General features: G+C 59.9%; 24 protein-coding genes and 3 pseudogenes. 15 read left to right on the forward strand and 12 right to left on the reverse strand.

The annotated features are described in order from the left end of the window. Nucleotides 1-1,662 carry an alpha-amylase family protein gene (locus FHT70_RS08670; protein ID WP_183700311.1) on the reverse strand — a complete coding sequence of 554 codons (1,662 nt, stop codon included), beginning with the start codon at nucleotides 1,660-1,662 and terminating at the stop codon, nucleotides 1-3. 183 nt (nucleotides 1,663-1,845) lie between these two features. Here FHT70_RS08670 and FHT70_RS08675 point away from each other — a divergent pair, with 183 nt between their 5' ends. Beyond that, nucleotides 1,846-2,142 carry a hypothetical protein gene (locus FHT70_RS08675; protein ID WP_183700448.1) on the forward strand — a complete coding sequence of 99 codons (297 nt, stop codon included), beginning with the start codon at nucleotides 1,846-1,848 and terminating at the stop codon, nucleotides 2,140-2,142. Between the two features lie 62 nt (nucleotides 2,143-2,204). Here the strand turns inward: FHT70_RS08675 and tyrS are convergent, their stop codons facing one another. After that, a complete protein-coding gene (gene tyrS / locus FHT70_RS08680) occupies nucleotides 2,205-3,461 on the reverse strand; it encodes a tyrosine--tRNA ligase (protein ID WP_183700313.1) in 1,257 nt (418 codons plus the stop codon). A gap of 131 nt (nucleotides 3,462-3,592) precedes the next feature. Here tyrS and FHT70_RS08685 point away from each other — a divergent pair, with 131 nt between their 5' ends. Further along, nucleotides 3,593-4,705 (forward strand): anhydro-N-acetylmuramic acid kinase, encoded by a 1,113-nt coding sequence (locus FHT70_RS08685; protein ID WP_183700315.1) that lies wholly within the window; start codon nucleotides 3,593-3,595, stop codon nucleotides 4,703-4,705. 59 nt (nucleotides 4,706-4,764) lie between these two features. On the opposite strand, the gene FHT70_RS08690 is transcribed toward FHT70_RS08685, so the two are convergent. After that, the gene (locus FHT70_RS08690) at nucleotides 4,765-5,442 is read right to left on the reverse strand and encodes an alpha/beta hydrolase (RefSeq protein ID WP_064705075.1); all 678 of its coding nucleotides are present in this window, start codon (nucleotides 5,440-5,442) and stop codon (nucleotides 4,765-4,767) included. Between the two features lie 217 nt (nucleotides 5,443-5,659). Between FHT70_RS08690 and FHT70_RS08695 the strand changes: the two genes are divergently transcribed. From FHT70_RS08695 to sufA, 8 genes are all read left to right on the forward strand, one after another. Then, nucleotides 5,660-6,826 (forward strand): cysteine desulfurase family protein, encoded by a 1,167-nt coding sequence (locus tag FHT70_RS08695; protein WP_183700317.1) that lies wholly within the window; start codon nucleotides 5,660-5,662, stop codon nucleotides 6,824-6,826. A 160-nt stretch (nucleotides 6,827-6,986) separates the two neighbouring features. Next, nucleotides 6,987-8,456, forward strand: coding sequence for a Fe-S cluster assembly protein SufB (sufB, locus tag FHT70_RS08700; protein ID WP_097599278.1), 1,470 nt, complete (start codon nucleotides 6,987-6,989; stop codon nucleotides 8,454-8,456). A 60-nt stretch (nucleotides 8,457-8,516) separates the two neighbouring features. Then, nucleotides 8,517-8,858 carry a GIY-YIG nuclease family protein gene (locus FHT70_RS08705; RefSeq protein WP_183700319.1) on the forward strand — a complete coding sequence of 114 codons (342 nt, stop codon included), beginning with the start codon at nucleotides 8,517-8,519 and terminating at the stop codon, nucleotides 8,856-8,858. Between the two features lie 316 nt (nucleotides 8,859-9,174). Then, entirely contained in the window at nucleotides 9,175-9,933 is a 759-nt protein-coding gene (gene sufC / locus FHT70_RS08710; protein ID WP_183700321.1) for a Fe-S cluster assembly ATPase SufC, read from the forward strand. 24 nt (nucleotides 9,934-9,957) lie between these two features. Next, nucleotides 9,958-11,232 carry a Fe-S cluster assembly protein SufD gene (gene sufD / locus FHT70_RS08715; protein ID WP_183700323.1) on the forward strand — a complete coding sequence of 425 codons (1,275 nt, stop codon included), beginning with the start codon at nucleotides 9,958-9,960 and terminating at the stop codon, nucleotides 11,230-11,232. 13 nt (nucleotides 11,233-11,245) lie between these two features. After that, on the forward strand, nucleotides 11,246-12,487 hold the full coding sequence (locus FHT70_RS08720) for a cysteine desulfurase (protein WP_183700325.1): 1,242 nt from the start codon (nucleotides 11,246-11,248) through the stop codon (nucleotides 12,485-12,487). Nucleotides 12,488-12,499: 12 nt separating this feature from the next. Further along, on the forward strand, nucleotides 12,500-12,880 hold the full coding sequence (locus FHT70_RS08725) for an SUF system Fe-S cluster assembly protein (protein WP_183700327.1): 381 nt from the start codon (nucleotides 12,500-12,502) through the stop codon (nucleotides 12,878-12,880). A 113-nt stretch (nucleotides 12,881-12,993) separates the two neighbouring features. Further along, on the forward strand, nucleotides 12,994-13,386 hold the full coding sequence (gene sufA / locus FHT70_RS08730; RefSeq protein WP_183700329.1) for a Fe-S cluster assembly scaffold SufA: 393 nt from the start codon (nucleotides 12,994-12,996) through the stop codon (nucleotides 13,384-13,386). Nucleotides 13,387-13,454: 68 nt separating this feature from the next. Here sufA and FHT70_RS08735 read toward each other — a convergent pair whose 3' ends face one another. The 6 genes from FHT70_RS08735 to FHT70_RS08760 form a co-directional block, all read right to left on the reverse strand. After that, on the reverse strand, nucleotides 13,455-14,078 hold the full coding sequence (locus FHT70_RS08735) for a hypothetical protein (protein ID WP_183700450.1): 624 nt from the start codon (nucleotides 14,076-14,078) through the stop codon (nucleotides 13,455-13,457). 108 nt (nucleotides 14,079-14,186) lie between these two features. Further along, complete coding sequence (locus FHT70_RS08740) at nucleotides 14,187-14,492, reverse strand: flagellar basal body rod C-terminal domain-containing protein (RefSeq protein WP_183700331.1); 306 nt, start codon at nucleotides 14,490-14,492, stop codon at nucleotides 14,187-14,189. A 188-nt stretch (nucleotides 14,493-14,680) separates the two neighbouring features. Then, the gene (locus FHT70_RS08745; RefSeq protein ID WP_183700333.1) at nucleotides 14,681-15,472 is read right to left on the reverse strand and encodes an amino acid ABC transporter ATP-binding protein; all 792 of its coding nucleotides are present in this window, start codon (nucleotides 15,470-15,472) and stop codon (nucleotides 14,681-14,683) included. Beyond that, nucleotides 15,469-16,137, reverse strand: a complete 669-nt coding sequence (locus tag FHT70_RS08750) for an amino acid ABC transporter permease (protein WP_097599285.1) — start codon at nucleotides 16,135-16,137, stop codon at nucleotides 15,469-15,471. The genes FHT70_RS08745 and FHT70_RS08750 overlap by 4 nt, the downstream gene beginning before the upstream one ends. Next, entirely contained in the window at nucleotides 16,134-16,775 is a 642-nt protein-coding gene (locus tag FHT70_RS08755) for an amino acid ABC transporter permease (protein WP_183700335.1), read from the reverse strand. The genes FHT70_RS08750 and FHT70_RS08755 overlap by 4 nt, the downstream gene beginning before the upstream one ends. Before the next feature lie 96 nt (nucleotides 16,776-16,871). Further along, on the reverse strand, nucleotides 16,872-17,699 hold the full coding sequence (locus tag FHT70_RS08760; RefSeq protein WP_183700337.1) for a transporter substrate-binding domain-containing protein: 828 nt from the start codon (nucleotides 17,697-17,699) through the stop codon (nucleotides 16,872-16,874). Between the two features lie 229 nt (nucleotides 17,700-17,928). On the opposite strand from FHT70_RS08760, the gene hutC reads away from it, so the two are divergent. The 4 genes and pseudogenes from hutC to FHT70_RS08780 all read left to right on the forward strand — a co-directional run bounded on the left by hutC (nucleotide 17,929) and on the right by FHT70_RS08780 (nucleotide 21,600). After that, a complete protein-coding gene (hutC, locus tag FHT70_RS08765; protein WP_097599287.1) occupies nucleotides 17,929-18,636 on the forward strand; it encodes a histidine utilization repressor in 708 nt (235 codons plus the stop codon). Between the two features lie 29 nt (nucleotides 18,637-18,665). After that, on the forward strand, nucleotides 18,666-19,595 hold the full coding sequence (locus tag FHT70_RS08770; RefSeq protein ID WP_183700339.1) for a LysR family transcriptional regulator: 930 nt from the start codon (nucleotides 18,666-18,668) through the stop codon (nucleotides 19,593-19,595). Nucleotides 19,596-19,709: 114 nt separating this feature from the next. Then, the gene (locus FHT70_RS08775; protein ID WP_183700341.1) at nucleotides 19,710-21,065 is read left to right on the forward strand and encodes an LLM class flavin-dependent oxidoreductase; all 1,356 of its coding nucleotides are present in this window, start codon (nucleotides 19,710-19,712) and stop codon (nucleotides 21,063-21,065) included. Further along, nucleotides 21,062-21,600 (forward strand): annotated as a pseudogene (locus FHT70_RS08780) (flavin reductase family protein). The gene FHT70_RS08775 and the pseudogene FHT70_RS08780 overlap by 4 nt, the downstream one beginning before the upstream one ends. Here the strand turns inward: FHT70_RS08780 and FHT70_RS08785 are convergent. Then, entirely contained in the window at nucleotides 21,577-22,740 is a 1,164-nt protein-coding gene (locus tag FHT70_RS08785; RefSeq protein WP_183700345.1) for an aminotransferase, read from the reverse strand. The pseudogene FHT70_RS08780 and the gene FHT70_RS08785 sit on opposite strands and share 24 nt — an antisense overlap. Nucleotides 22,741-22,834: 94 nt before the next feature. On the opposite strand from FHT70_RS08785, the pseudogene FHT70_RS08790 reads away from it, so the two are divergent. Further along, nucleotides 22,835-22,963, forward strand: a pseudogene (locus tag FHT70_RS08790) (agmatinase); the annotation flags it as partial. A gap of 7 nt (nucleotides 22,964-22,970) precedes the next feature. Here FHT70_RS08790 and FHT70_RS30245 read toward each other — a convergent pair. Together FHT70_RS30245 and FHT70_RS08795 are read right to left on the reverse strand one after the other, a co-directional pair. Then, a pseudogene (locus FHT70_RS30245) lies at nucleotides 22,971-23,072 on the reverse strand (IS481 family transposase); the annotation flags it as partial. Next, on the reverse strand, nucleotides 23,071-24,111 hold the full coding sequence (locus FHT70_RS08795; RefSeq protein ID WP_183700347.1) for a GH25 family lysozyme: 1,041 nt from the start codon (nucleotides 24,109-24,111) through the stop codon (nucleotides 23,071-23,073). The pseudogene FHT70_RS30245 and the gene FHT70_RS08795, both read right to left, overlap by 2 nt. Nucleotides 24,112-24,116: the final 5 nt, after the last annotated feature.

Below are 24,116 nucleotides of genomic sequence, written 5' to 3' on the forward strand. Positions count from 1 at the left end.
TTAGATATCTTTCCGCCTGAGGAGATAGTCGAGACCGCCGACCCGATACCAGCGGTAGCCATAGGCATCGAGCATGACCGTATGGCGCCCTTTGTCGTCGGCTTCGCTGCTTGCCCCATCGGCAATATCGATCAGCAATCGCCCGAGTTCGCCAACATCAGGATCGAAGGTTACTTCCGTCGGGTGCGGATGCAGGTTATGCAGGATCAGCACCGAATTGCCGCGCCAGTCATAGCGCAGCGCCAGCACGCCGTCGTCACCTGTGTCGACCGTTGAGAAATCGCCCCAGCCGATCTCGGGAGCCTCCTTGCGCATCCGGATCATCCGCTCGGTCCAGTTCAAGAGCGAATTCGGATCGCGCCGCTGGACGGCGACATTGATATGTTCGAAACCGTAGGGGCCGTCCTTTATAACAGGCGAAACGGACTTCGCGCTTTTGGTGAAACCGCCTTCCGGCTCCGTCGACCATTGCATCGGCGTGCGCGCGCAGCTGCGCTCCGGCAGGCACAAATCGTCGCCCATGCCGATTTCATCGCCGTAGCGGATGACTGGCGTTCCGGGCAGCGAGAACAGCAGGCTGTAGGCCAGCTCGATCCTGCGACGGTCGCCGCCGAGCATGGGCGCGAGGCGCCGGCGGATGCCCCTGTCGTAAAGCTGCATGCCCTTTTCGGGGCCAAACGCGGCGAATACCGCGTCGCGCTGCTTATCCGTCAGGCGACCGAGATCGAGTTCATCGTGATTGCGAAGAAACAGCCCCCATTGCGCGGTCGCCGGGCGCGGCTTGGTGACCTCCATCGCCTTCTTCAGAGGCCGCGTGTCGGCGGTCGCGAGCGCATAAAACAGCGTCTGATTGACTTGGAAATTGAACATCATCTGCATGCGGTCGCCGTCGTCGCCGAAATATTCGAAATTGTCCTTCGGCAGGATATTGGCTTCCGCCAGCACGATGGAGTCTCCCAGGCGCCATTGTAGGAATTCGCGAAACTTTCTCAGCATGTCAAACTGCTCGACCGGCTTGGTGACCTCGGCGCCCTTCGTGGCGATGATGAAAGGGGCGGCGTCCATTCGGAAGCCCGAGACGCCGAGCTGAATCCAGAAGCCCATTATCTTGAGGATCTCCGCCTGCACCTCAGGATTGGAGGTGTTGAGATCAGGCTGGTGATCGTAGAAGCGGTGGAAATAATAGGCCCTGGCTTTTTCGTCATAGGTCCAGGTCGTCTTCTGGACACCCGGGAAGACCATGCCCTGATCAGCGTTTGCAGGCTTTTTGTCTGACCAGACGTACCAGTCGCGATAGCGCGACTGTGGATCGCTTCTGGCGTGTTCGAACCAGGGATGATCCTTTGAGGTGTGATTGATCACCAGATCGATCAACACCCGGATGCCCCGCTGTTTGGCACCATGGGTGAACTCGACGAAGTCGCCGAGCGAGCCATAGCGCGGGTCTACATCATAGTAATCGGAAACGTCGTAGCCGTCGTCGCGACCGGGCGAAGTCTGGAACGGCATGAGCCAGATCGCCGTCACGCCGAGGCCGGAGAGATAGTCGAGACGGCGCATCAGGCCTTGAAAATCACCGACGCCGTCGCCGTTCGCATCCATGAAGGTCTCGACGGACAGGCAGTAGATGACGGCGTTCTTATACCAGAGGTCGTTGATCATGCCGGCGCTCCAAATGCATCTGGTCGCAAATCCCGTCGGGCGGAAAAGGTTCCGGGAAGGCGATATCGTGGCGCGGCAGGTTGGATAATTGTGATCTATAGCGACAGGCTGATCATTGATGCTTTGCTTATTTTAGATAATTCTGATGTATTGTTGGTGCCAGCTGCAGCAGCGGCTGGCGCAATGTCGGAGAATGCCATGCAGTGCGCCCGGACAGTCTCTTTCCTATCGGCCACCATGATAGCCGTGACAGTCGGTGAGGCTTCGAATTCTGCAGAAAAGGGCGCACGGCTCAAGCCGGTGAAGAGCATCCCCTCCGAGCATGTCCTGCTGGTTCCGCTCGACGCAAAGATGACGCCGCCGATCTTCTCGATCGGCTGGTGGTCACGCGTACGACCCGCTTCGGAGGTCAATCCGCCCGGACCTCTCCTTCGAGAGACGAAACAAGACGAAGCGGAATACCGATGGCGGGCAGACTGATCGCCGCCAAAGGAAAAGCCGGCGTGGCGGCCGGCTTCAAGGTCCGTCTAATTCGAGGCCAGCTACGCCGCGCGGCGGATCAGGATGTGCTTCTTCTTGCCGAGCGAGAGCTTGATGACGCCATCGGCGGTGATTTCGCCGCTGCCGATCAGGCGACGTTCGTCGCTGACAGCCTCATCATTGATGCGCACTGCGCCGCCCTGGACGTGGCGACGAGCCTCGCCGTTGGAGCCGGCCAGGCCGGCGCGGACCATCAGCGAGAGCAGGCCGATGCCGCCGTCAAGCTCGGTGGCCGGGATCTCGACCGAAGGCAGGTTTTCGGCAACGCGGCCTTCCTCAAAGGTGGTGCGCGCCGTTTCGGCGGACGCCTCGGCTGCCTCACGACCGTGGACGATCGCGGTCGCTTCCGTGGCGAGAATCTTCTTCGCCTCGTTGATTTCGGCGCCGCCGAGCGCCTCGAGTCTGGCGATCTCGGCCAGCGGCAGGCGGGTGAAGATCTTCAGGAAGCGGCCGACATCGGCGTCTTCGGTGTTGCGCCAGTACTGCCAGAAATCATAGGGGCTGAAGACGTCTTCGTTCAACCAGACGGCGCCGGAGGCGGTCTTACCCATTTTCGCGCCGGAGCTCGTCGTCAGAAGCGGCGTCGTCAGCGCGTAGAGCTGCGGCGTGCCCATGCGGTGACCGAGATCGACGCCGTTGATGATGTTGCCCCACTGGTCCGACCCGCCCATCTGCAGGCGGCAGCCGTAGCGGCGGTTGAGCTCGACGAAGTCGTAGCCCTGCATGATCATGTAATTGAATTCGAGGAAGGAGAGCGACTGCTCGCGATCGAGGCGCAGCTTGACGCTGTCGAAGGAGAGCATGCGATTGACCGAGAAATGCCGGCCGACATCGCGCAGGAAATCGATATAGTTGAGCTTCAGCAGCCAGTCTGCATTATTGACCATGAGGGCATCGGTCGGGCCGTCCCCGAAGCGCAGGATGCGTGAGAAGATTTTCTTAATGCCCTCAATGTTGGTGGCGATCGCCTCCCGCGTCAGAAGCCTGCGCTGCTCGTCACGGAAGGAGGGGTCGCCGACCATCGAAGTGCCGCCGCCCATCAGCGCGATCGGCCGATGGCCCGTCTCCTGCAGCCAGTGGAGCATGGTAGCGGAGATCAAATTGCCGATATGCAGGCTCGTCGCCGTTGCGTCGTAGCCGACATAGGCCGTCACGATCTCCTTCGCGAACAGGTCGTCGAGGCCGCGTTCATCGGAAACCTGATGAATGAAGCCGCGCTCTTTCAGCGTGCGGAGGAAATCGGACTTGAACTCGGACATGGCTTTCGTCTCTTGGTGTCTGCGCTGCGCCCACCGGGCTTCACGCAACTTCGTTGTTGTTGATCTGTCGCGGCGCGTTTAGCACTGTTTTTGCAAAAGTGCATCCGGGAATCGCATGGGAGGCAAGCCTCATGGATGTGGTCAGAACAGCGATCGGCCTGATGAGCGGCACGTCGATGGACGGAATCGATGTCGCGCTGATCAGAACCGACGGCCGCGGCTTCATCGAGCGCGGGCCGTTCGTGGGCGTGCCGTATGATGCAGAGTTTCGTGCGCGTCTCAAACGGGCGCTGGAACTGGCGCGGCCGCTTCGCGACAGGAACGAACGGCCGGGGGAACTTCGGGAGATCGAGGACGAATTCACCCTACGGCATGCAACTGCCGTTACGGCATTCCTCGAGCGTTTCGGGTTCACGCTCAATGGCATCGACGTTGTCGGTTTCCATGGCCAGACGGTGCTTCACCGGCCGGACGAGGGACTGACGATCCAGATCGGTGACGGCCGGGAACTGGCGCGCCGGACGGGCCTGCCGGTGGTTTACGACATGCGTGCCAACGACATTGTGCATGGCGGGCAAGGTGCGCCGCTGGTGCCGGTCTATCACGCTGCCCTTGCGGGAAAATTCCAGCAGGCGGGGGAGGCGGTGTGCTTCGTCAATATCGGCGGCATCTCCAACCTCACCTATGTCGGCGCTGACGGCCGGATTGCCGCCTTCGACAGCGGCCCTGGCAATACGCTGATCGACCAATGGATAGAGATGCAGACCGGCAAAACCTATGATCCCGGCGGCGAGATCGGCGGGCGCGGCAAGATCGTCCCGGCTCTGGCGGAGCGGTATCTGGACAGCCCGTTTTTCCGCGGCAATGTCCGCCGTTCGCTCGATCGCGGCGATTTCGCACCACTTCGGCCTGGCGATGCGAGCCTCGAAGACGGCGCCCGGACGCTTGCGCATGTCGCCGCCGCATCGATCGTCAAATCCGCCGGGTTCCTGCCCGAACGTCCCTCGGCCTATATCGTCTGCGGCGGCGGACGGCTGAACGGCACCTTGATGGCCGAGCTCTCGGCGATGGCCGAGGGATCGAAAGTGTTGAGCGCCGAGGCCGCGGGCTTCGACGGCGATGCGATGGAGGCCGAGGCCTGGGCCTATCTTGCCGTACGCTCGCTGGACGGGCTGCCGCTCACCTTTCCCGGCACGACGGGAGTTGCGGCTCCCGTCAGCGGCGGCGTGCTGGCAACGCCATGACAAGCGAAGAACCCAGCGCGTCGTGAGGATGCCGGTGGGCAGACGCCGGCGCCATGCGGTCAGCGGATCCGCTTGGCAGCCGGCTCGGGCACCAGTTCGCCATTGAGGCGACGGTCGAGATAATCCTCGCATTCGCTCATCAGCGTCTCCACCTGACCATTGAAGAAGTGGTTGGCGTTGGCGACGGTGCGATGGGTGATGAGGATGCCTTTCTGGGTTTTCAGTTTCTCCACAAGGCCGTTGACATCCTTTTCCGGCGCCACCTTGTCGGCCTCGCCGTTGATGATCAGGCCGGACGAGGGGCACGGCGCCAGGAAGGAGAAGTCGTAGGTATTCGGCTGCGGGGCGATCGACATGAAGCCCTCGATTTCCGGCCGGCGCATCAGAAGCTGCATGCCGATCCAGGCGCCGAAGGAATAACCGGCGACCCAGCAGGTTTTGGAATCAGGGTGTAGGCTCTGAACCCAGTCGAGCGCGGAGGCGGCATCCGAGAGTTCGCCGGCGCCATGATCGAATTCGCCCTGGCTGCGGCCGATGCCCCGGAAATTGAAGCGCAGCGTCGTGAACCCGCGCTTCTGGAACATGTAGAAGAGCTGATAGACGATCTGATTGTTCATCGTGCCGCCGAACTGCGGATGCGGATGCAGGATGAGCGCGATGGGCGCGCTTTTTTCTTTGGAGGGCTGGTAGCGGCCTTCAAGACGGCCGGCTGGGCCGTTGAAAATAACTTCGGGCATTGGTACTCCGGGTTTTATTTCGTGTTCGCGCTGCGTTGGATGACAACATGACTTGACTAATGTTGTCATCTTTTCTAAAACGCAGTTTAGAACAATTCGAAACTTGCATGGCGATCCACGCGTCGTGGAACGTGTCATAAGGCAAGCCCGGCGGAAATTTCAAGAAAAATGCACCGCGGCCGCTGAAGCAAGCTCGTTAAGCGCAGGACTGAGGATCATGGCGCCGCCACGCCTTTATCTCGACTGGAACGCCACATCGCCGCTGCACCCCGCAGCACGCGATGCGATCATGCGCGCCATCGACATATTCGGCAATCCGAACAGCGTACATGGAGAGGGCCGTGCCGCCCGCGCCGCCATTGAGGGAGCACGGCGCAAGGTGGCCGCCCTTGCCGGCACCGATCCGGGCAACGTGATCTTCACCAGCGGCGCGACGGAAGCTGCCAATCTGGTACTGACGCCGGATTTTCGTATGGGCCGCACGCCGCTTCAACTCGGCCACCTCTATTTTTCCGCCGTTGAGCACCTGGCTGTACGAGAGGGAGGCCGGTTCCCGAAGGATCGCACGACCGAGATTCCGGTAACGAATGCCGGTATCGTCGATCTGAACGAGCTGGCCGCGCTTCTCGATGCCCATGACAAATCGACGGGCCTTCCGATAGTGGCGATCATGTTCGTCAACAACGAGACGGGCATCGTCCAGCCGGTCGAAGAGGCGGCCAAGATTGTGCGGGCGCACGGTGGTCTCTTTGTCGTCGACGCCGTGCAGGCGGCCGGCCGTCTGCCGATCGAGATCGAGCGCATCGGCGCGGATTTCATCATCGTCTCCTCTCACAAGATCGGTGGACCGAAGGGGGCGGGTGCACTGATCGCGCGCGGCGAGGCGCTGATGCCGAAGGCGCTTATCCACGGCGGCGGGCAGGAAAAAGGTCACCGCTCGGGGACACAGAATTCGCTGGCGCTGATCGGCTTCGGAGCTGCGGCGGAAACCGTGCTTCAGGATCTTGAGGAACGCAACGCTGCGATTGCTGCGCTTCGCGACAGGCTGGAAGCCGGCATGCGCGCTGCCGCGCCCGATGTTATCATCCACGGTACCGGTGGTCCGCGGGTCGCCAACACGATTTTCTTTACGCTCCCTTGCCTGAAGGCGGAGACCGGGCAGATCGCTTTCGATCTTGAAGGCGTTGCCCTTTCGGCGGGCTCTGCTTGCTCATCCGGCAAGGTTGGCGAAAGCCATGTGCTGACGGCGATGGGGCGCGACGCCAAGCTCGGTGCGCTGCGCATCTCGCTCGGCTTTTCGACCACTGAAGAGGATATCGACAGGGCGATCGCCGCCTTCGCGAAGATCGCCTGCCGGCGCAAGTCGGCGGGCGAGGCGGCTTGACCGCCTCATAAACTTGCGGAAACACAAATTTCCGCTTGCCAATCGGGCTGAAAAGTTCCTTTTGGCCTCCTACATCAGGGCAAAGAATTTGCCGGGGCAAGTCAATTGCCCATACGCTACAAGCTGCCGGACCTTGTATCCGGCGAGATTGGAGAACGAAATGGCTGCCGTGCAGGAAACGATCGACCAGGTCCGCCTGATCGATGTGGACCAGTACAAATACGGTTTCGAGACCGTCATCGAAATGGATAAGGCGCCGAAGGGCCTGTCCGAGGATATCATCCGCTTCATTTCGGCCAAGAAGCAGGAGCCGGAGTGGATGCTGGAATGGCGTCTCGAGGCCTATCGGCGTTGGCTGACGCTGGAAGAACCGACCTGGGCGCGCGTCAACTATCCGAAGATCGATTTCAACGACATCCACTATTACGCCGCGCCGAAGAGCGCGCCAGGTCCGAAGTCGCTCGACGAGGTCGATCCGGAGCTCTTGAAGGTCTATGAGAAGCTTGGCATCCCGCTGCGCGAGCAGGAGATCCTGGCCGGGGTCGAGAAGCCGAAGATCGCCGTCGACGCCGTTTTCGACAGCGTCTCGGTCGTCACCACCTTCAAGGCGGAGCTGAAGAAGGCCGGCGTGATCTTCATGTCGATCTCCGAAGCCATTCGCGAGTATCCCGATCTGGTTCGCAAATATCTCGGCTCCGTGGTGCCGACCTCGGACAACTATTACGCGACCCTGAATTCGGCTGTTTTCACCGACGGCTCCTTCGTTTTCGTGCCGAAGGGCGTTCGCTGCCCGATGGAGCTTTCCACCTATTTCCGCATCAACGAGAAGGGCACCGGCCAGTTCGAGCGCACGCTGATCATCGCGGAAGAGGGCGCTTACGTCTCCTATCTCGAAGGCTGCACGGCGCCGCAGCGCGATGAAAACCAGCTGCATGCGGCCGTGGTCGAGCTCGTGGCTCTCGACGATGCCGAGATCAAATATTCCACCGTCCAGAACTGGTATCCGGGCGACAAGGAAGGCAAGGGCGGCATCTACAACTTCGTCACCAAGCGCGGCGATTGCCGCGGTCACCGATCGAAAATCTCCTGGACGCAGGTCGAAACCGGCTCGGCGATCACCTGGAAGTACCCGTCCTGCATCCTGCGCGGCGACGACAGCCGCGGTGAATTCTACTCGATCGCCGTCTCCAACGGCCATCAGCAGATCGACAGCGGCACCAAGATGATCCATCTCGGCAAGAACACGTCGAGCCGCATCGTCTCCAAGGGCATCGCCGCCGGCGTTTCCAACAACACCTATCGCGGCCAGGTCTCGGCTCACCGCAAGGCGTCGAACGCGCGCAATTTCACCCAGTGCGATTCGCTGCTGATCGGTGACAAGTGCGGCGCTCACACCGTGCCTTATATCGAGGCGAAGAATTCGACGGCGCAGTTCGAGCACGAAGCGACGACCTCGAAGATTTCCGAGGACCAGCTGTTCTACTGCCTGCAGCGCGGCATCCCCACCGAAGCGGCGATCGCGCTGATCGTCAACGGCTTCGTCAAGGAAGTCCTGCAGGAACTGCCGATGGAATTCGCGGTCGAGGCGCAGAAGCTGATCAGCATTTCGCTTGAAGGGAGTGTTGGCTAAGCGGTTTTCCGTCATCCTCGGACTTGTCCCGAGGATCTAAGCACAACTGCGGAGGATCGGGTGAGCGGGTTTGTCTACATGATGTCCGACAAACCAAGAGGTGTAATCTACACCGGCGTCACCAGCGATCTGCAAGGGCGCGTATGGGAACACCGCAACAAAATCCATAAGGGTTTTACGGAGAAATACAGAGCGAAAAACCTCGTCTGGTTTGAAAGCCACCCGAACATTGTGCTGGCGATCCAGCGAGAGAAATCTCTAAAACGCTACCTGCGTGAATGGAAAATCAAGCTCGTCGAGGAGCTCAACCCGACCTGGATGGACCTTTACGAGCGCATCGACGAAATCGAGAATGTCTATCGGCCGCATGAGAATACGCGGCAGTGGAGCGATTACAATTGAAGGCTTAGATCCTCGGGACAAGCCCGAGGATGACGATCGAGACCGGTGAAAACGGTCAATTGGGCGGCCTTGTACCCGCTCTATGAATAGGAAGAATGGTATGCTTGAAATCCGAAGCCTGCACACCCTTAGTGACGTCATCCTCGGGCTTGTCCCGAGGATCTGCGCACGTAAGCGGAAAGTCTCGTCGGAGCAGTAGAGCGATTACAATTGAAGGCTTAGATCCTCGGGACAAGCCCGAGGATGACGGATCGAGGCCGGTGCGAACGGTCAATCAGGCGGCACTTGAACCCGCTTTATGAACAGGAAGAACGAAATGCTTGAAATCAGAAACCTTCATGCCCGTATCGCCGAAGACGGCACCGAGATCATCCGTGGCCTGAACCTCACGGTGAAGGCCGGCGAAGTGGCGGCGATCATGGGGCCGAACGGCTCCGGCAAGTCGACACTCTCCTACGTGCTGTCGGGCCGCGAAGACTATGAGGTGACCGAGGGCGACATCCTATATAACGGCGAGAGCATTCTCGAGCTCGATCCGTCCGAACGCGCCGCCAAGGGCATCTTCCTCGCCTTCCAGTATCCGGTCGAAATCCCCGGTGTCGCCACCATGCAGTTCCTAAAGGTGGCGATGAACGAACAGCGCAAAGCGCGTGGCGAGGACGAGCTGACGACGCCGGATTTCATGCGCCGTGTCAAGGAAGCAGCGGCCAAGCTGCAGATCAATACCGAAATGCTGAAGCGGCCGCTCAATGTCGGTTTCTCCGGCGGCGAGAAGAAGAGGGCCGAAATTCTGCAGATGGCGCTGCTGGAGCCGAAGCTCTGCGTGCTCGACGAAACCGATTCCGGCCTCGACATCGACGCGCTGAAGATCGTTGCCGACGGCGTCAACGCGCTGCGTTCGCCCGACCGCGCCGTCGTCGTCATCACCCACTACCAGCGCCTGCTCGACTATATCGTGCCTGACACCGTCCACGTCCTTTACAAGGGCCAGGTGGTCAAGTCCGGCGACAAGACCCTGGCGCATGAGCTGGAAGCCAATGGTTACGCCGACATCATCGGCGCAGCAGCGGCCTGAGTTCGGGTGGAAAGGACAACGTCCATGAACATGCAGACGACGAGCCGTCTCACCGCGGCCGAAACGGCGCTGATCGAGGCCTTCAACCATCAGATCGGTGACCTGCCCGGCAATGGTGCAGTGATAGCGCTGCGTGACCGGCTTCTCGATGATTTGAAGAAGGCCGGCCTGCCGACCCGCCGAATCGAAGCCTGGCACTATACCGATCTCAAGAACCTGCTGCGTTCCGTGCCGGCGCAAGTGGGTGATGCCGGCTCCAACGCACTTGAGCCGGTCGTTGCCGGTTCCTCGGTGCTGGCGGTCTTCCAGGGCCATGCCAATCAGAAGGTGACCGTCGATGGTCTTGGGCTTTCGGCCTATTCCGAACGGCTGATCGATGGTTCCGCTGCGGAAAGGCTCGATGCGTTGGGCAGCGACGACGCTGTCGGGCGGATCAACGGAAGCTTCGTGCGCGACGGCTATGTCCTAGACATGCCAGATGAAACCGAGCTTGAGAAGCCGCTGGAAATCCAGTTCATCCATGCCGGCGGGCAGACGCATACGCGCCTTCCGGTTTCCTTTGGGGCCGGCGTCAAGGGAACCGTCATCGAGCGTCACCATGCGGTGACGGGTGATGCCGCCTTCGTGTCCCACGTCAGTGACATCACTGTGGGCGAGGGCACGGAGTTGACCTGGATCATCCTGCAGCAGCAGGGCGCCGAGGATACGCATCTCGGCCAGATCCGCGTCGATCTCGGCGCCGGTGCCAAGCTTCGCCTGTTCGTCATCAACGCCGGCGGCAAGCTGGTGCGCCAGGAACTGAATATCAAGGTGACGGGCGAGGGCGCCGATCTGACGCTGCGCGGCATCAATCTGCTCGGGGCCGAGAGCCATACCGATGTGACAATGGTGCTCGGCCACGATGTGCCGCATACCGGTTCGACCGAAGTGATCCGCAACGTCGTCTTCGACCGCGCAAAGGGCGTCTTCCAGGGCATGATCCGGGTTGCGCCTGACGCCCAGAAGACCGACGCCAAGATGGCCTGCAACACGCTCTTGATGTCCGACGACGCCGAATTCTCGGTGAAGCCGGAGCTCGAGATCTTCGCCGACGACGTGCAGTGCGGCCATGGGGCGACGGTGACCGATATCGACGCCAATCATCTCTATTACCTGATGGCGCGCGGCATTCCGGAAAACAAGGCGCGGGCGATGCTCGTCAATGCTTTCGTCGCCGAGATTGTCGAGGAACTGGAAGACGAGGCCCTGGTCGAAGCGCTGGAAGGCGTGATCTCGGCCTGGCTCGAAAAGCACGCCTGATCGGATAAATGCCATGGACAAGATAGTTCCGGCCACTGAGTACGACGTCGAAGCCATCCGCCGGGATTTTCCGATCCTGGCGGAGAAGGTGCACGGCAAGCCGCTGGTCTATCTCGACAACGGCGCGTCGGCGCAGAAGCCGCAGGCGGTGATCGACGCCATCTCGCATGCTTACGCCCATGAATATGCGAATGTGCATCGCGGGCTGCATTACCTCTCCAATGCCGCGACGGATGCTTATGAGGGAGCGCGCGAGAAGGTCCGCCACTTCCTCAACGCGCCTGATGTCAACGACATCGTCTTCACCAAGAATTCGACCGAAGCGATCAATACTGTCGCCTATGGCTGGGGCATGCCTAAGATCGGCGAAGGCGACGAGATCGTCCTGACGATCATGGAGCACCATTCCAATATCGTGCCCTGGCACTTCATCCGCGAGCGCCAGGGCGCCAAGCTGGTCTGGGTGCCGGTCGATGAGGAAGGCGCCTTCCATATCGAGGATTTTGAGAAGAGCCTGACGGAGCGTACCAAGCTTGTCGCCATTACCCATATGTCGAATGCGCTCGGCACGATTGTTCCGGTCAAGGAAGTCTGCCGCATTGCCCATGAACGCGGCATCCCGGTGCTGATCGACGGCAGCCAGGGCGCCGTGCACCTGCCGGTCGACGTGCAGGATATCGACTGCGACTGGTATGTCATGACAGGCCACAAGCTCTACGGCCCGTCGGGAATCGGCATTCTCTACGGCAAGAAGGAGCGGCTCTCGCAGATGCGCCCCTTCCAGGGCGGCGGCGAGATGATCTTCGAAGTCGCCGAGGACTCGGTCACCTACAACGATCCGCCACATCGCTTCGAAGCCGGCACGCCGCCGATCGTGCAGGCGATCGGGCTCGGTTACGCCCTCGACTATATGGAGAAGGTCGGCCGCGAGGCAATCGCCCGGCATGAGGCCGACCTCGCAGCTTACGCGACCGAGCGCCTCCGGTCGGTCAATTCGCTGCGGATGTTCGGGACAGCACCCGGCAAGGGGAGCATTTTTTCCTTCGAACTGGCAGGCATTCACGCCCATGACGTCTCGATGGTAATCGACCGGCAGGGCATTGCCGTGCGGGCCGGCACCCATTGTGCCATGCCGCTCTTGAAACGCTTCGGCGTCACCTCCACATGCCGTGCATCGTTCGGCATGTACAATACCCGCGCCGAGGTCGATGCCCTGGCCGATGCGCTTGACTATGCGCGCAAGTTCTTTGCCTGAGGAGTGTCCGTGATGAGCCTGGACGAAAGCGAACAGAAGATCGATGTGCGCGAAGGCATCGTGCGCTCCAGCATCCCGGCCGATGAACTGGCGCGGCTCAGCGATGACGTCATTGCCGCGCTGAAGACCGTCTATGACCCCGAAATCCCCGCCGACATCTTCGAACTCGGTCTGGTCTACAAGATCGACATCGAGGACGACCGGATGGTGAAGATCATGATGACGCTCACCGCGCCCGGCTGCCCGGTTGCCGGCGAAATGCCTGGCTGGGTCGAAAACGCCGTCGGCGCCGTCGAGGGCGTGTCGGGCGTCGAGGTCGAAATGACCTTCGACCCGCCGTGGACGCCGGACCGCATGTCGGAAGAGGCCCAGGTCGCCGTCGGCTGGTACTGAGCAGGCGATGGTACTGGCGCAGTACCACGGTATTGATCCGTTTACCTCGGGCGACTACATTTGATTCACGAAGCACCGGATCTTGACCCCGGTTGTGGAAGGAGAAAAAGCCGATGGGCTTTGCAGTGATGAGCATGACGGAAGGGGCTGCCGCCCGCGTCAAGGCGATCGTCGAAAATTCCGGACCGGAAGCCAAGGGCATTCGTGTCGGCATCAAGAAGGGCGGCTGCGCCGGGATGGAGTACACCATTGATCTGGTGACCGAGCCGAATGCCAAGGATGATCTGATCGAGCGCGACGGCGCCAAAGTCTGGGTCGAACCGTCAGCCGTGCTCTATCTTCTCGGCACCGAAATGGGCTTCGAGCAGACGACGCTCCGCTCCGGCTTCACCTTCACCAATCCCAACCAGACATCGGCCTGCGGCTGCGGCGAATCCGTCGAGCTGAAACCTGCCGATCTTGCGGCCCTTGCCGCACAGCGCCAGAGCGAGCCGGCGCATTCCTGATAGCCCCTTTAGGCTGATGGGGAATTCTCCATCAACTGCTTCCAAACGGTCGCGGGCCTGTGTCTTGCTTATGGACGAGCAAGGCGAGGCGCCGCGCCGCATATTGTGTCCTGCTCAGCGGAACCTGTCATAAAAAACGGCTGCGAGTCGGATCGCGTGTCGATGTCTAGGAAAGAGACGACGCGGCAGCCGTGGGGGTTCTTACGGGCCAGCCGAATACCGAGATTGGTAGAAAATAACGGATCCGGGTTCCAATATTCATAGCCTCCAGTGACCAGGAGTTTATCCCGTTCCACGAGAAATGTCGCCCTCAGTAGCTTTTCCTCGTCCGTGGAGATCGGCTCTGCTTTCTCCGCGAGTTTGATCTCGCACGAGCGTTTTGATTTGCCACGATCGGATGGATGCTCGCCTTCCACGACCACGAAACGAGATCCCGGCACTTCCCAGCGCCATTCAGCCTCCTGGTATCCAGATGTCAGTGGAAAGGGTACTCCAGGAGCGGTCAAGGGGGCTACCGTCCTGAGGTGACGGCCAAGGTCGCGTAATCCTGTTGCATTAAAGTCTTTGCCGTTCTCCATGGAAATTCGACATCGTGTGAACAGGTCGCGCCAAACACCGGACAGGTCTTCGCTGGCACCTGCACTGGTCACGAGGGCCAAATGCAGAAGGACTGGCAAGGCAACGTGACGCAAGCGGCATACTTCCTGAAATGGTATTTGTGCACCAATGGGCGATCCCAAAATGCGGATCGGCACGTGTGAAAATAGAGTAACGAATAGGGCCATGGCTTTGAGGATTGCCTAGTCGCGCTTGATGCTCATCAGCATTTCCCAGATGTCAGCGCCGGTCTCGAAGACCATGGCGTTCGCATTGTAGCTCTGCTCGGCTTCGATCAGGTCGGTGAGTTCGGTGGCCGCATCGACATCCGAATCCGTCGGACCGACGACGGCCTCGACGCTGCCTGAGGCAACGGAGGTGAGGCTGGTGTTCAGCCTGTTATAACCAGGGGTGCTTCTGTTTGCGACGTTGCTGGCGATCGCGCTGATCCGTGTCGTCTGTGCCCGCATTCCCAAAAGAGCAGTGCCTGCAATAGTCGATATGCTCATCAGCCTTTTCCCCAGAACTGGATCGTCGTTTTTTACCCGCAAGGATTTAGGGAATGCTGAAGGCGTTGCGTTAGCAAAGACCTATGGGTACGCAACCATGCCGTCAGATGTGCTTCGCATTGGCACGGCGCGCAGCCGGGACAAACCTACAGGACCAAAACGCTTGGACGGATCAAGTGGGATGAGCATCACAGCAACATCGAGGCTCCGCGATCGATATAGGTATCAAGAAACTGCTCGAGGCGCGGGTTTCTCGGTCGCTTGAAAACCTCTTGGGGCGGACCGGTGAACAGCACCTTGCCGTGATCGAGAAAGATGATCTGCTGGCCGACCGTTGCGGCAAACCCGATCTCGTGGGAAACGACGACCATTGTCATGCCTTCGGCGGCGAGATCGCGCATGACGTTCAGCACCTCGCCGGTCAGTTCGGGATCGAGTGATGAGGTTGGTTCGTCAAAGAGGATGATCTTCGGGTTGAGAGCCAGGGCCCGCGCGATAGCGACACGCTGCTGCTGTCCTCCCGAGAGCTGTGACGGATAGTGGTTTGCCCGACCCTCGAGACCGACCTTGGCGAGTTGAGCCATTGCCCGTTCCTCTGCCTCCTTGCGGTTCTTTTTGTGAACCGTCTTCAGCGCCTCGCTGACGTTGCCGAGCGCCGTCATGTGTGGCCAGAGATTGAACTGCTGAAAAACCATGCCGATCTGGGCGCGAATCCGGCGATTGGCGGCAGCCGGCAACCGCTCCCTTACGCCATTCGCATTTTCCGCAAAGCCGAGCACCTCGCCATTGACGGCAATGGTACCCTTTGTCGGTTCTTCCAGAAACGCCATGCAGCGCAGCAGCGTGCTCTTGCCTGATCCCGATGGACCGATCACGCAGGAAACCTGTCCCTGGGAAATATCAAGATCGATACCGTTCAGCACGGTGGAATCGCCAAACGTCTTGACAAGATTTTTGACTGCAATCGCGGGAACGCTCATATGTTGAAAAACCTGAATCTGGTGAGTTTCGTTTCGGCGAGACGACCGAGCCAGCCGGTGATTTCGACCAGCGCCCAGTAGAAGAGGGCGAGGACAAAAAGCGCTTCGACAAATGCATATTGCTGCGATCCGATGGCGCTCAGTGTTGCCGTCAGTTCCGGCACGGTGATGATCGACAACACGGCCGTCTCCTTCATGAGGATGATCGTCATGTTGAGCGATGGCGGCAGCACCAGCATGGTCATCTCAGGCAGCAATATGCGCCTGACGATCTGCGTGTGTGTCAGGCCAACGCATAGACCCGCTTCGATATGCCCCTTCGGGACGGCGGCAAAGCCCGAGCGGAATATCTCGCTGAAATAGGCCGCGCCGTAGATGGAAAGGCCAACGACGCCTGCCGGGATCGGATTGAGCGACAATCCGATGAAGGGGCCCCCGTAGTAGACGAGGAATATCTGAATGAGGAAGGGCGTGCCGCGCAGCACTGCGATGACAATGCCGAACGCCCTGTCCAAGAGCACCCCGCCAAAACGCCGCGCGACAGCGACAAGGAAACCCAGAACGGCAGCGGCAAGAGCCGCGACGATCCAGATAACGATCGTCACGAAGGCACCGCTGGCGATCTCCGGCAAATGGCTGAAAATCACATTGATATCGAAGGTCACTGCGGTACTCCCGGCAGGGAGCGTTCGATCAGACCGCCGGCAAGCGCTACGATCCAATTGATGGCGAGGTAGATCAGACCGGCGGAAGCGAAGATTTCGAGCGGCAGAAAGGTACTGCCGGCAAGGTCCTGGGCCATGCGCGTCAGCTCGATGATCCCGACAACGGAGACCAGCGAAGAAGCCTTCAAAATAAGGATCGCTTCGTTGACGAGCGCCGGAAAGGTCAGCCGCAGAGCGATCGGCGCCTTGATCCGGCGGAAGATCTGCATGGGCGTGAGGCCGACCATCTCGGCGGACTCGACAAGGCCCGACGGAACGCTGACAAACCCGCCGCGTAGATTTTCAGCCTGATAGGCAGCCGTGCACAGCGAAAGGCCAACGATCGCCGCAACGATACTCGGCACGTTGATGCCGATCACCGGCAGAAGGTTATAGATCAGCAACAGCTGCACCAGCAGCGGCACGCCGCGAAAGAAGCTGATGAAAATCTTCCCCGGCAACACGAAAAGTAGTTGCCGCGAAAGGAGCATCGCGGAAACAATGATCGCGATCGCAAAGCCGATCAGAATCGAAACTACGCTGATCGTAACGGTGTAGATCGAAGCTTGCAGAAGAAGCTCGAAAAGTTTGGTGGACATGGGCGGTGCTTGCCTGCGTGCTGCGGCCGTGACGTCTGTTCCACGGCAAATTGCGCCCCGACCGATGGCGGGGCGCGGGCATCTCACCGGCAATGATCAGAATGCCGGATCTTTGACAGCGTCAGGCGTGTCGAATGACGCACCGAACCACTTCTTTTGCAGCTCCGCCATACGCCCGTCTGCCTTTATCTTGAGCATTGCGGCATCGATCGCGTCCATCAGCGGGGCGTGATCGGCGTCCTTGAGACCGATGAAGCCGAAATAGGACTTCTTTCCGAAAGGCGGCAGGACGACTTCGAAAGTGCCCTTTCGCTGGCTGGCGACAAAGGCGATGTTCGGGAGCGAATTGGCAACGCCGGCAATACGGCCGGCTGCGAGATCGGCGTAGGTCTCAGTGAAGGCAGGATATTCGCGCACATCGACTTTGGTCGGCAGCGTGTCGGAGAATTCCTTCAGCTGGTCGAGCTGGGCAGTTGCCTTGCCGACACCAATCGTCTTGCCGGCAATGTCTTCCGGCTTGCTGATCGTTGTGTCGCCGGCTTTCTTGAGGATGGCAATCGTCGCTTCGGCGATCGGCGGCGTGAAGCGATAGCGCTCCATGCGCTTCTTGGTGATCGTTGCAGGACCTGCGACGACATCGAACTTGCCGGCTTCAAGCGCGGGGAAGACGCCGTCCCAGGGAAGTGCCACCCACTCGATCTTGACGCCAAGTTCCTTGCCGATCTCGGCAAAAAGGTCGACGTTCAGGCCCGTATGTTCACCGGCATCGATATAGTCAAACGGTGCGAAGGCCGTTTCGGTGCCAACCTTGAGCGTGCCGGCTGCCCTGACGGCCGCCAGCGTATCGGCTGCGTGGGCGGAAAAGGCTGCTCCCAACAGGAACGCAGCGCCGACCAGACCCGTCAGCAGTGACTTTGCCTTCATGATCATCTCTCCAGTTTTATTCCTCCGACGGAGGAGTTTTGTTCCCGATTTTGATTTCAATGCGCGGATTTTTATGCTCTGCTTTTGACTATACAAATAGATATAGGCTGGCCTAGAGTGTCAATGTAAAAGTCGAGGAACGCAAAAATTGTGCCGGGTGGTGGCAATCTTTGCCGGTGTGACGCGACCGCTCCGGCACTTCGATCGTGACGCCCAACGAGGTGTGGACTTGGTGTCAATTTATCAGCGTATTTTCATGGATATCGAGGCGAAGATCATCAGCGGCGATTGGCGGCCCGGCGATCGTATTCCCATAGAACATGAACTGGTCGCGGAATATCAATGCTCGCGCATGACAGTCAGCAAGGCACTGTCGGCTCTGGTCGAGCGCGGCATGATCGTCAGAAGGCGCAAGACCGGTTCGTTTGTTGCATCGCCCCAGATCGACCGCACGGTAATGGATATTCAGGATATCAGCACCGAAGCGGAACTGGCCGGGCACGAACACCGCTTCGAGCTTCTCACACGTAAAGTCGAACGCCTTGGAGAAACGGACGCGAAACAGCTGTCGGAAGCCCCCGATGCGGAGATACTCAGGCTTCAATGCCTGCATATCGTGGACGGCAGACCCTATGCCATCGAACGGCGGATCATCATGCTCGACGTCGTCCCCCGTGCGCGCGGCGAGAGCTTCGCCTCGATCCCGCCCGGCAAATGGCTGCTTGCAGAAGTTCCCTGGTCCAAGGCCAAACACGTCATCCGCGCCGTCTCGGCCGATCCGGCGACGGCGCGGATGCTGGAGACAGAAAGAGGCCAGGCGTGCCTTAGCCTAATCCGGCAGACCTGGCAGAACGGCCGGACGGTGACATATGTCGAGATTACCCATCCAGGCGACCGGTTCCAGTTCGCAGGGACGTTTCATCCGATGGCAAATTGAGTTGGCGCACCCGACGGGAGGTTCTGCAAGTGATCGATGAGCGCTTCAAGACGATCCCGCTCAAGGGTCTGCAAGCCTTCGAGGCGGTGGGGCGTTGCGGCGGCGTGACGGCTGCGGCACTGGAGCTCAAGGTCTCGCCGGGGGCAATCAGCCAGCAAATTCACAAGATCGAAAGTTTTCTTGGAGTTTCGCTACTGGAGCGGAGCGGGCGAACCGTTGAGCTGACCGCCTGGGGCCGGCTTTATCATCAGGAGATTTCGAAGGGATTTGAGCAATTTGCATTCGCTCAGCAGTTGTTGGAAAGGGCACGCAACGAGACGCCGCTGGTCCTTAGCGCGCTTTCTTCCGTCGTCAACAGATGGATCGGCAGGCGAATCTTCGACTGGCAGGTCCTGCACCCCGATGTTCAAGTGAGAATTATTGGACGGGACAAGGAGCCCAGGATCGGTTTCGACGATGTCGATTTCCGCGTAAGCTACGGGTCGGACGTCCTGCAGCACGACCATTATACGGAACTGTTTCGCGATTGGGTCGTGCCTGCCTGCTCGCCGTCGCTGATGCCGGATCGCGCGCACGCGGCCCGGGATCTCTTTGACCAGCCGCTTCTGCATGTCGAGTGGGAAAGGCACTTCACGCCTTACCCAAGCTGGGCGGAGTTTGCGGCCATGGCCGGTATACCGTTCGACGCATCGACGCCCGGCCTCTCCTTTACCCTGTCGAGCAGCGCGATCGATGCAGCCGTCAACAAGCGGGGCGTCGTCCTAGCGCAGATGTCGATGATTACCGATGAACTCGAGGCGCAGACGCTCGTCACTCCCGTCGACATGCGGATGCCGCTGCGCGAAAGCTACTTTCTGGCCTGGGACCGAGCGGCACTGCAAAAGCCGCGCGGCCGCGAATTCCGCGACTGGCTCGTCGCCCTTTCCCGTCAGCAGGCTTTGGTGTCAGCGCCCAAATGAACGTTTTAGAAAATCTAAAAAGGACCTTAGCGCCGCGATGTTGATGAAAATTTGCGCCTGGTGATAATTTGAGCGGCCACCTTCAATCGGCAGCATGCATAAGGGGAGAGCTCGATGGCGCGAACTGACAAGATGAAACTTGGGACCTTCGTCTACACTTTCGGCTTTCATCCGGCCTCGTGGCTGCATCCGGCCAGCGATGTCGGCGGCGCCAATGACTTCGCCCATCTGCTCGATGTCGCCAAACGATCCGAGGCGGCCAAGTTCGATTTCATGTTCATGGCGGATTCTCCGGCTGCCGCCGTCGGTGATCCGGATGCGCTTGCCCGTATTCCGACCAAGATGAATCGTTTCGAACCCCTCTCACTGCTATCAGCATTGGCCGTCACGACCAGCAATCTCGGTCTCGTTGCGACGGTGTCGACAAGTTATTACGAGCCATACAATGTCGCCCGCCTGTTCGCCTCGATTGACCATCTGAGCAACGGGCGCGTCTGCTGGAACGTCGTCACCTCCGACCATGACGAAACCGGTTACAACTTCAATCGCGAGGGACTTGATCCGCACGCGCTACGCTATGAGCGCGGCAACGAATTCGTCGATGTCGTTTTCGGCCTTTGGGACAGCTTCGAGGAAGGTGCTCTGCTTCTCGACCGCGAAAGCGGTGTCTATTATGACAAGGACAAGCACCACACGCTCAATCACAAAGGCAAGCATTTCCAGGTCCGCGGACCCCTCAACATTGCGCGAACGCCCCAGGGCCGTCCCGTCATCGCCCAGGCCGGCGGTTCGGAACCCGGAATGGACATGGCGGCGCGCACTGCCGAGATCGTCTTCAGCCTCGCGTCGAATATCGAGCGAAACAGGGCCTTCTACGAAAACGTCAAGAGCCGGATGCCGGCCTATGGGCGCGATGCCGACGACCTGAAGATCATGCCGGGCATCGTTCTCAACGTCGGTGAAACGGAAGCCGAGGCAAAGGCGAAGGTCGACTATCTGATCGACAAGATGCATCCTGATGTCGGCCGGTTAATGCTTTCCGAATTCCTGGAAGCGGACTTGCGCGACGTGCCGCTCGATAAGCCCTTCCCAATGGATCGGCTTCCGGCCGCGCCGAAGGGTTCACGCGCCTTGTTCGACGAACTGGTCGGTTTCGTCAGGAGCGGCCATACCGTCGGCGAGCTCATCCGGCACTATGCCGAGAAGCATACCGGAAATGGCATTACAGGCACGCCCACCCGGATCGCCGACTTTATGGAGGAATGGTTCGAGACGCGGGCCGCCGATGGCTTTATCCTGATGTTCCCGACCCTGCCGTCCAGCCTCGACGACTTCGTGAGGCTCGTCCTGCCCGAGCTTCGCCGCCGCGGTCTGTTCCGCGAGGAATATGAGGGAAGGACCCTGCGCGAAAACCTCGGTCTTTCAGTGCCGGCAAATCGTTTTGCCGAAACTCGGACGCCGGCCCGATGAGTGCCGCGGCTTTGATCAGCGAAGCAGATTTCAAGCTTTCGATGCGTCATCTGGCGGGTGCGGTCAGCGTGATCACGGTCGGCGACGGAAAAAACCACACCGGCTTCACCGCAACCTCGGTCTCTTCATTTTCGGCGGAGGTGCCCTCCGTCATCGTCAGCGTCAACCGCGCATCTTCCTCGTGGCCGATATTGCAGCGGTACGGCTGTTTCTGTGTCAACGTGCTCGCGGCCGACCAGCAGCAGGTGGCGCAATCCTTTGCAGGTTTCGACGGACGCAAGGGCATCGAACGCTTCGGTAATGCCGGATGGTATCGCCTCAGGACTGGCGCGCCCGTTCTCGAAAACGCTCTTACCGTGCTGGACTGCAGGCTCGAAACGGCATTCCACCATCATTCCCATGCGATTCTGATCGGACATATTTGCGCCATCCAAGTCCGACAAGGCATAGGGCCGCTCATCTATTGGCGCGGCGGCTATCGTGAACTCCGGCGGAGGTCGATTGCCGCGTTCTAGCGGAGCCGCTCCGACAATAGCCCTATCGAGGCAACATCCGCATTGGCAAAGGCAAGTCTGAGGTAATGCTCTTGTCTCTCGCCGAAATAGGCGCCCGGCAAACAGACGATGCCCGATTCCCTGGCGAGTCTTTCGGCGACCTCTGAAGATGATCGATCGGCGAAAGGGTGGCGGACGAAGGCGAAATAGGCGCCGATCGCTCCTATTTCCCAATCATGCAAGCTGGAAAAGACCAGCTTTAACGCATCCGCCCGGCGCGCGATTTCCAGCCGGTTGCCGGCCCGCCAATCGGCAAGCGCGGGGATAGCCGATGCAACGGCAATCTGAGCCGAGCGCGGTGCGCAGATCTGCATATTGTCCATCACCTTGGCGATCTCGGCGACGAGCTTGGGTCCTGCCGTGATGGCACCCAGCCTGTGGCCGGGGATGCAAAAGGATTTCGAAAAACTGTAAAGAAGGACGACCGTGTCCTCCCAACCCGGCTCGGACAGGAGTGAGTGCGGCCGGCCGCAATCCTCGCCCAGGAAATCGCGATAGGTTTCATCAAGGATCAGCCAGGTGCCATACTTCCGGCAGAGAACAAAAAGCTCGTGCAGCAGGCTTGGCGGATATACCGCTCCGGTGGGATTGTTGGGTGAGACGACCGCCAGCACCTTGGCGCCGGCCGCAAGTGCTGCTTCGGTCGAACTCGGATTAGGCAGAAAACCGCTGCGAGGATCGCACTCAACCAATCGACGTCCGATCCCCAGCATCGACAGCGTCGTATCGTGATTGAAATAGAAGGGATTGGTGAGAGCCACCGTATCGCCCGCGCCAGCAAGGGCGATCGCCGCGCACATGAACGCCTGATTGCAGCCGGCGGTGATGTGGATATTACCTTCGGAAAGGTCGGCGCCGTAAAGCGCGGCGAGATGTGCTGCATAGGCCTTGCGTAACACGGGCTCGCCTTCGATCGGACCGTAGCCTGTCATCGCCTGCTGTCCGGCCGCCTCGGCAAGCAGGCGAAGCATCTCCGGATGGGCGGGATAGCCGGGTACGGCTTGCGATAGATCGATGAGCGGCCCCTTGTTTCCTTTATATTCGCGGCTCCAGGCGATGACGGAAGGAATGGGCGGGGCCGAGAGTCGGGAAACACGTAAATTGGGTTTTGCAGCGATCATGTCGATTTCTCTTTGATGGCAATTGCTACAACGATACCAATTACCTTCTCAACCCCTTTGTCGGCTGACGGAACCGAAGCGGAGACATATGCGCATGGTGTGGGACAAAAACCGACTCGAACAGTTGCGCGCAGATTTCGCGAACGCCAATGGTGGTGAGATATTCGATGAGAAGTTTCGGAAAGTGGCGGAGAAGATCATCTCCAAGAACGGCACGAGACTGAATCGCAGATTGCCTGGTAGGGAGTTCGCCATCGCAATGGCTTGAGGTGCTTGGCACAGTTATAGGCTGTGACGAAGGCAAGGACATGGGCTTTCAGGCTTTCGAGATTAACGCGACGCTACCCAGTCGTGCCAATCGCTTTCGCTGCCGTTGAACACATTGAGGTCGATCTTGCCGTCGACGCCGTCGGAGAGGCCGGAGCCGGAATACTGCCAGAACACCCACTTGCGGCCGGGATAGACCTTGGAGGGGTGAGCGGCTACCGAGCGCAGCCAGAAGGGATAGTCAAGCATCTGGCCCTTCAGATTGTCGCGATAGAAGTCCGGCGCCGTGTAGATGATCGGGCGCTGGCCGTAATGCCGCTCGAGCTTGTCCATGAAGACCTGCATCTTTTCCCGGACCCGAGCCGGGGAGATGCGGCGCTTGCAGCTCGACTCACCGTTCCACTCGACATCGATGACGGGCGGGAGCGCATTGGCTTCCTTCGGAACGTTGCGGATGAACCAGTCGGCCTGTTCGCCGGCTGTCCGGCACCAGTAGAAGAAGTGATAGGCGCCATGTTTCAGCCCGGCTTCCTTGGCGCGGCGCCAATTCTTCTTAAACATCGGGTCGAGGTGATCGCCCCCGTCCGTCGCCTTGATGTAGACGAAGTTGGCGCCCTGCTGGCGCAAAGTCTCCCAGTCGATCTCGCCCTGCCAGCGCGACACGTCGACGCCATGCACGGCAAGCTTTCTCGGCGAAGTTCTGCCGAAGTTGATCGGTTTGGCATCGCGGAAGCGGTGGCTATAGATTCGCGAGCGTTTGGGGGATTTCGGGCCGGCGTCAGGATCGACATCCGGGGCATCGGGCATCAGCATCGCGACAGGCCTTTCCGTCGGCATCGGCATGCCGACCGGCCTGTCGGCTGGCGCGAGCGCTTGCGGCTCCGGAACGGGCCCTGTCCAGCTCAGCGCCTGCTGCGGGGGGCTTGCCTGTGGCGCAGGGTCGCCGACAGCAGCAGCCGGTATCGGGCCGTTCGGCTTGCTAATGGCATTGGTGGTTTCCACCGACGGCACAGGGGTGAGCACATCTTCGGCGCCGGAGCTTGCGGCGCATCCCGACAGGATGAGGGTGGCGAGGAGAATTGCTGGCACAGCCGATGGACGCATGAGAA

The sequence above is a fragment of the Rhizobium sp. BK049 genome (assembly GCF_014193135.1).
Lineage (GTDB): Bacteria > Pseudomonadota > Alphaproteobacteria > Rhizobiales > Rhizobiaceae > Rhizobium.

Coding starts and splice junctions, on each gene's coding strand:
- FHT70_RS08740 (WP_183700331.1), bottom strand. CDS start 14,492: ATGAGCATATCGACTATTGCAGGCACTGCTCTTTTGGGAATGCGGGCA.
- FHT70_RS08670 (WP_183700311.1), bottom strand. CDS start 1,662: ATGATCAACGACCTCTGGTATAAGAACGCCGTCATCTACTGCCTGTCC.
- sufB (WP_097599278.1), top strand. CDS start 6,987: ATGGCTGCCGTGCAGGAAACGATCGACCAGGTCCGCCTGATCGATGTG.
- FHT70_RS08695 (WP_183700317.1), top strand. CDS start 5,660: ATGGCGCCGCCACGCCTTTATCTCGACTGGAACGCCACATCGCCGCTG.
- FHT70_RS08795 (WP_183700347.1), bottom strand. CDS start 24,111: ATGCGTCCATCGGCTGTGCCAGCAATTCTCCTCGCCACCCTCATCCTG.
- sufC (WP_183700321.1), top strand. CDS start 9,175: ATGCTTGAAATCAGAAACCTTCATGCCCGTATCGCCGAAGACGGCACC.
- tyrS (WP_183700313.1), bottom strand. CDS start 3,461: ATGTCCGAGTTCAAGTCCGATTTCCTCCGCACGCTGAAAGAGCGCGGC.
- FHT70_RS08775 (WP_183700341.1), top strand. CDS start 19,710: ATGGCGCGAACTGACAAGATGAAACTTGGGACCTTCGTCTACACTTTC.
- FHT70_RS08760 (WP_183700337.1), bottom strand. CDS start 17,699: ATGAAGGCAAAGTCACTGCTGACGGGTCTGGTCGGCGCTGCGTTCCTG.
- FHT70_RS08675 (WP_183700448.1), top strand. CDS start 1,846: ATGTCGGAGAATGCCATGCAGTGCGCCCGGACAGTCTCTTTCCTATCG.
- FHT70_RS08720 (WP_183700325.1), top strand. CDS start 11,246: ATGGACAAGATAGTTCCGGCCACTGAGTACGACGTCGAAGCCATCCGC.
- sufA (WP_183700329.1), top strand. CDS start 12,994: ATGGGCTTTGCAGTGATGAGCATGACGGAAGGGGCTGCCGCCCGCGTC.
- FHT70_RS08690 (WP_064705075.1), bottom strand. CDS start 5,442: ATGCCCGAAGTTATTTTCAACGGCCCAGCCGGCCGTCTTGAAGGCCGC.
- FHT70_RS08745 (WP_183700333.1), bottom strand. CDS start 15,472: ATGAGCGTTCCCGCGATTGCAGTCAAAAATCTTGTCAAGACGTTTGGC.
- FHT70_RS08755 (WP_183700335.1), bottom strand. CDS start 16,775: ATGTCCACCAAACTTTTCGAGCTTCTTCTGCAAGCTTCGATCTACACC.
- FHT70_RS08685 (WP_183700315.1), top strand. CDS start 3,593: ATGGATGTGGTCAGAACAGCGATCGGCCTGATGAGCGGCACGTCGATG.
- FHT70_RS08785 (WP_183700345.1), bottom strand. CDS start 22,740: ATGATCGCTGCAAAACCCAATTTACGTGTTTCCCGACTCTCGGCCCCG.
- sufD (WP_183700323.1), top strand. CDS start 9,958: ATGAACATGCAGACGACGAGCCGTCTCACCGCGGCCGAAACGGCGCTG.
- FHT70_RS08725 (WP_183700327.1), top strand. CDS start 12,500: ATGAGCCTGGACGAAAGCGAACAGAAGATCGATGTGCGCGAAGGCATC.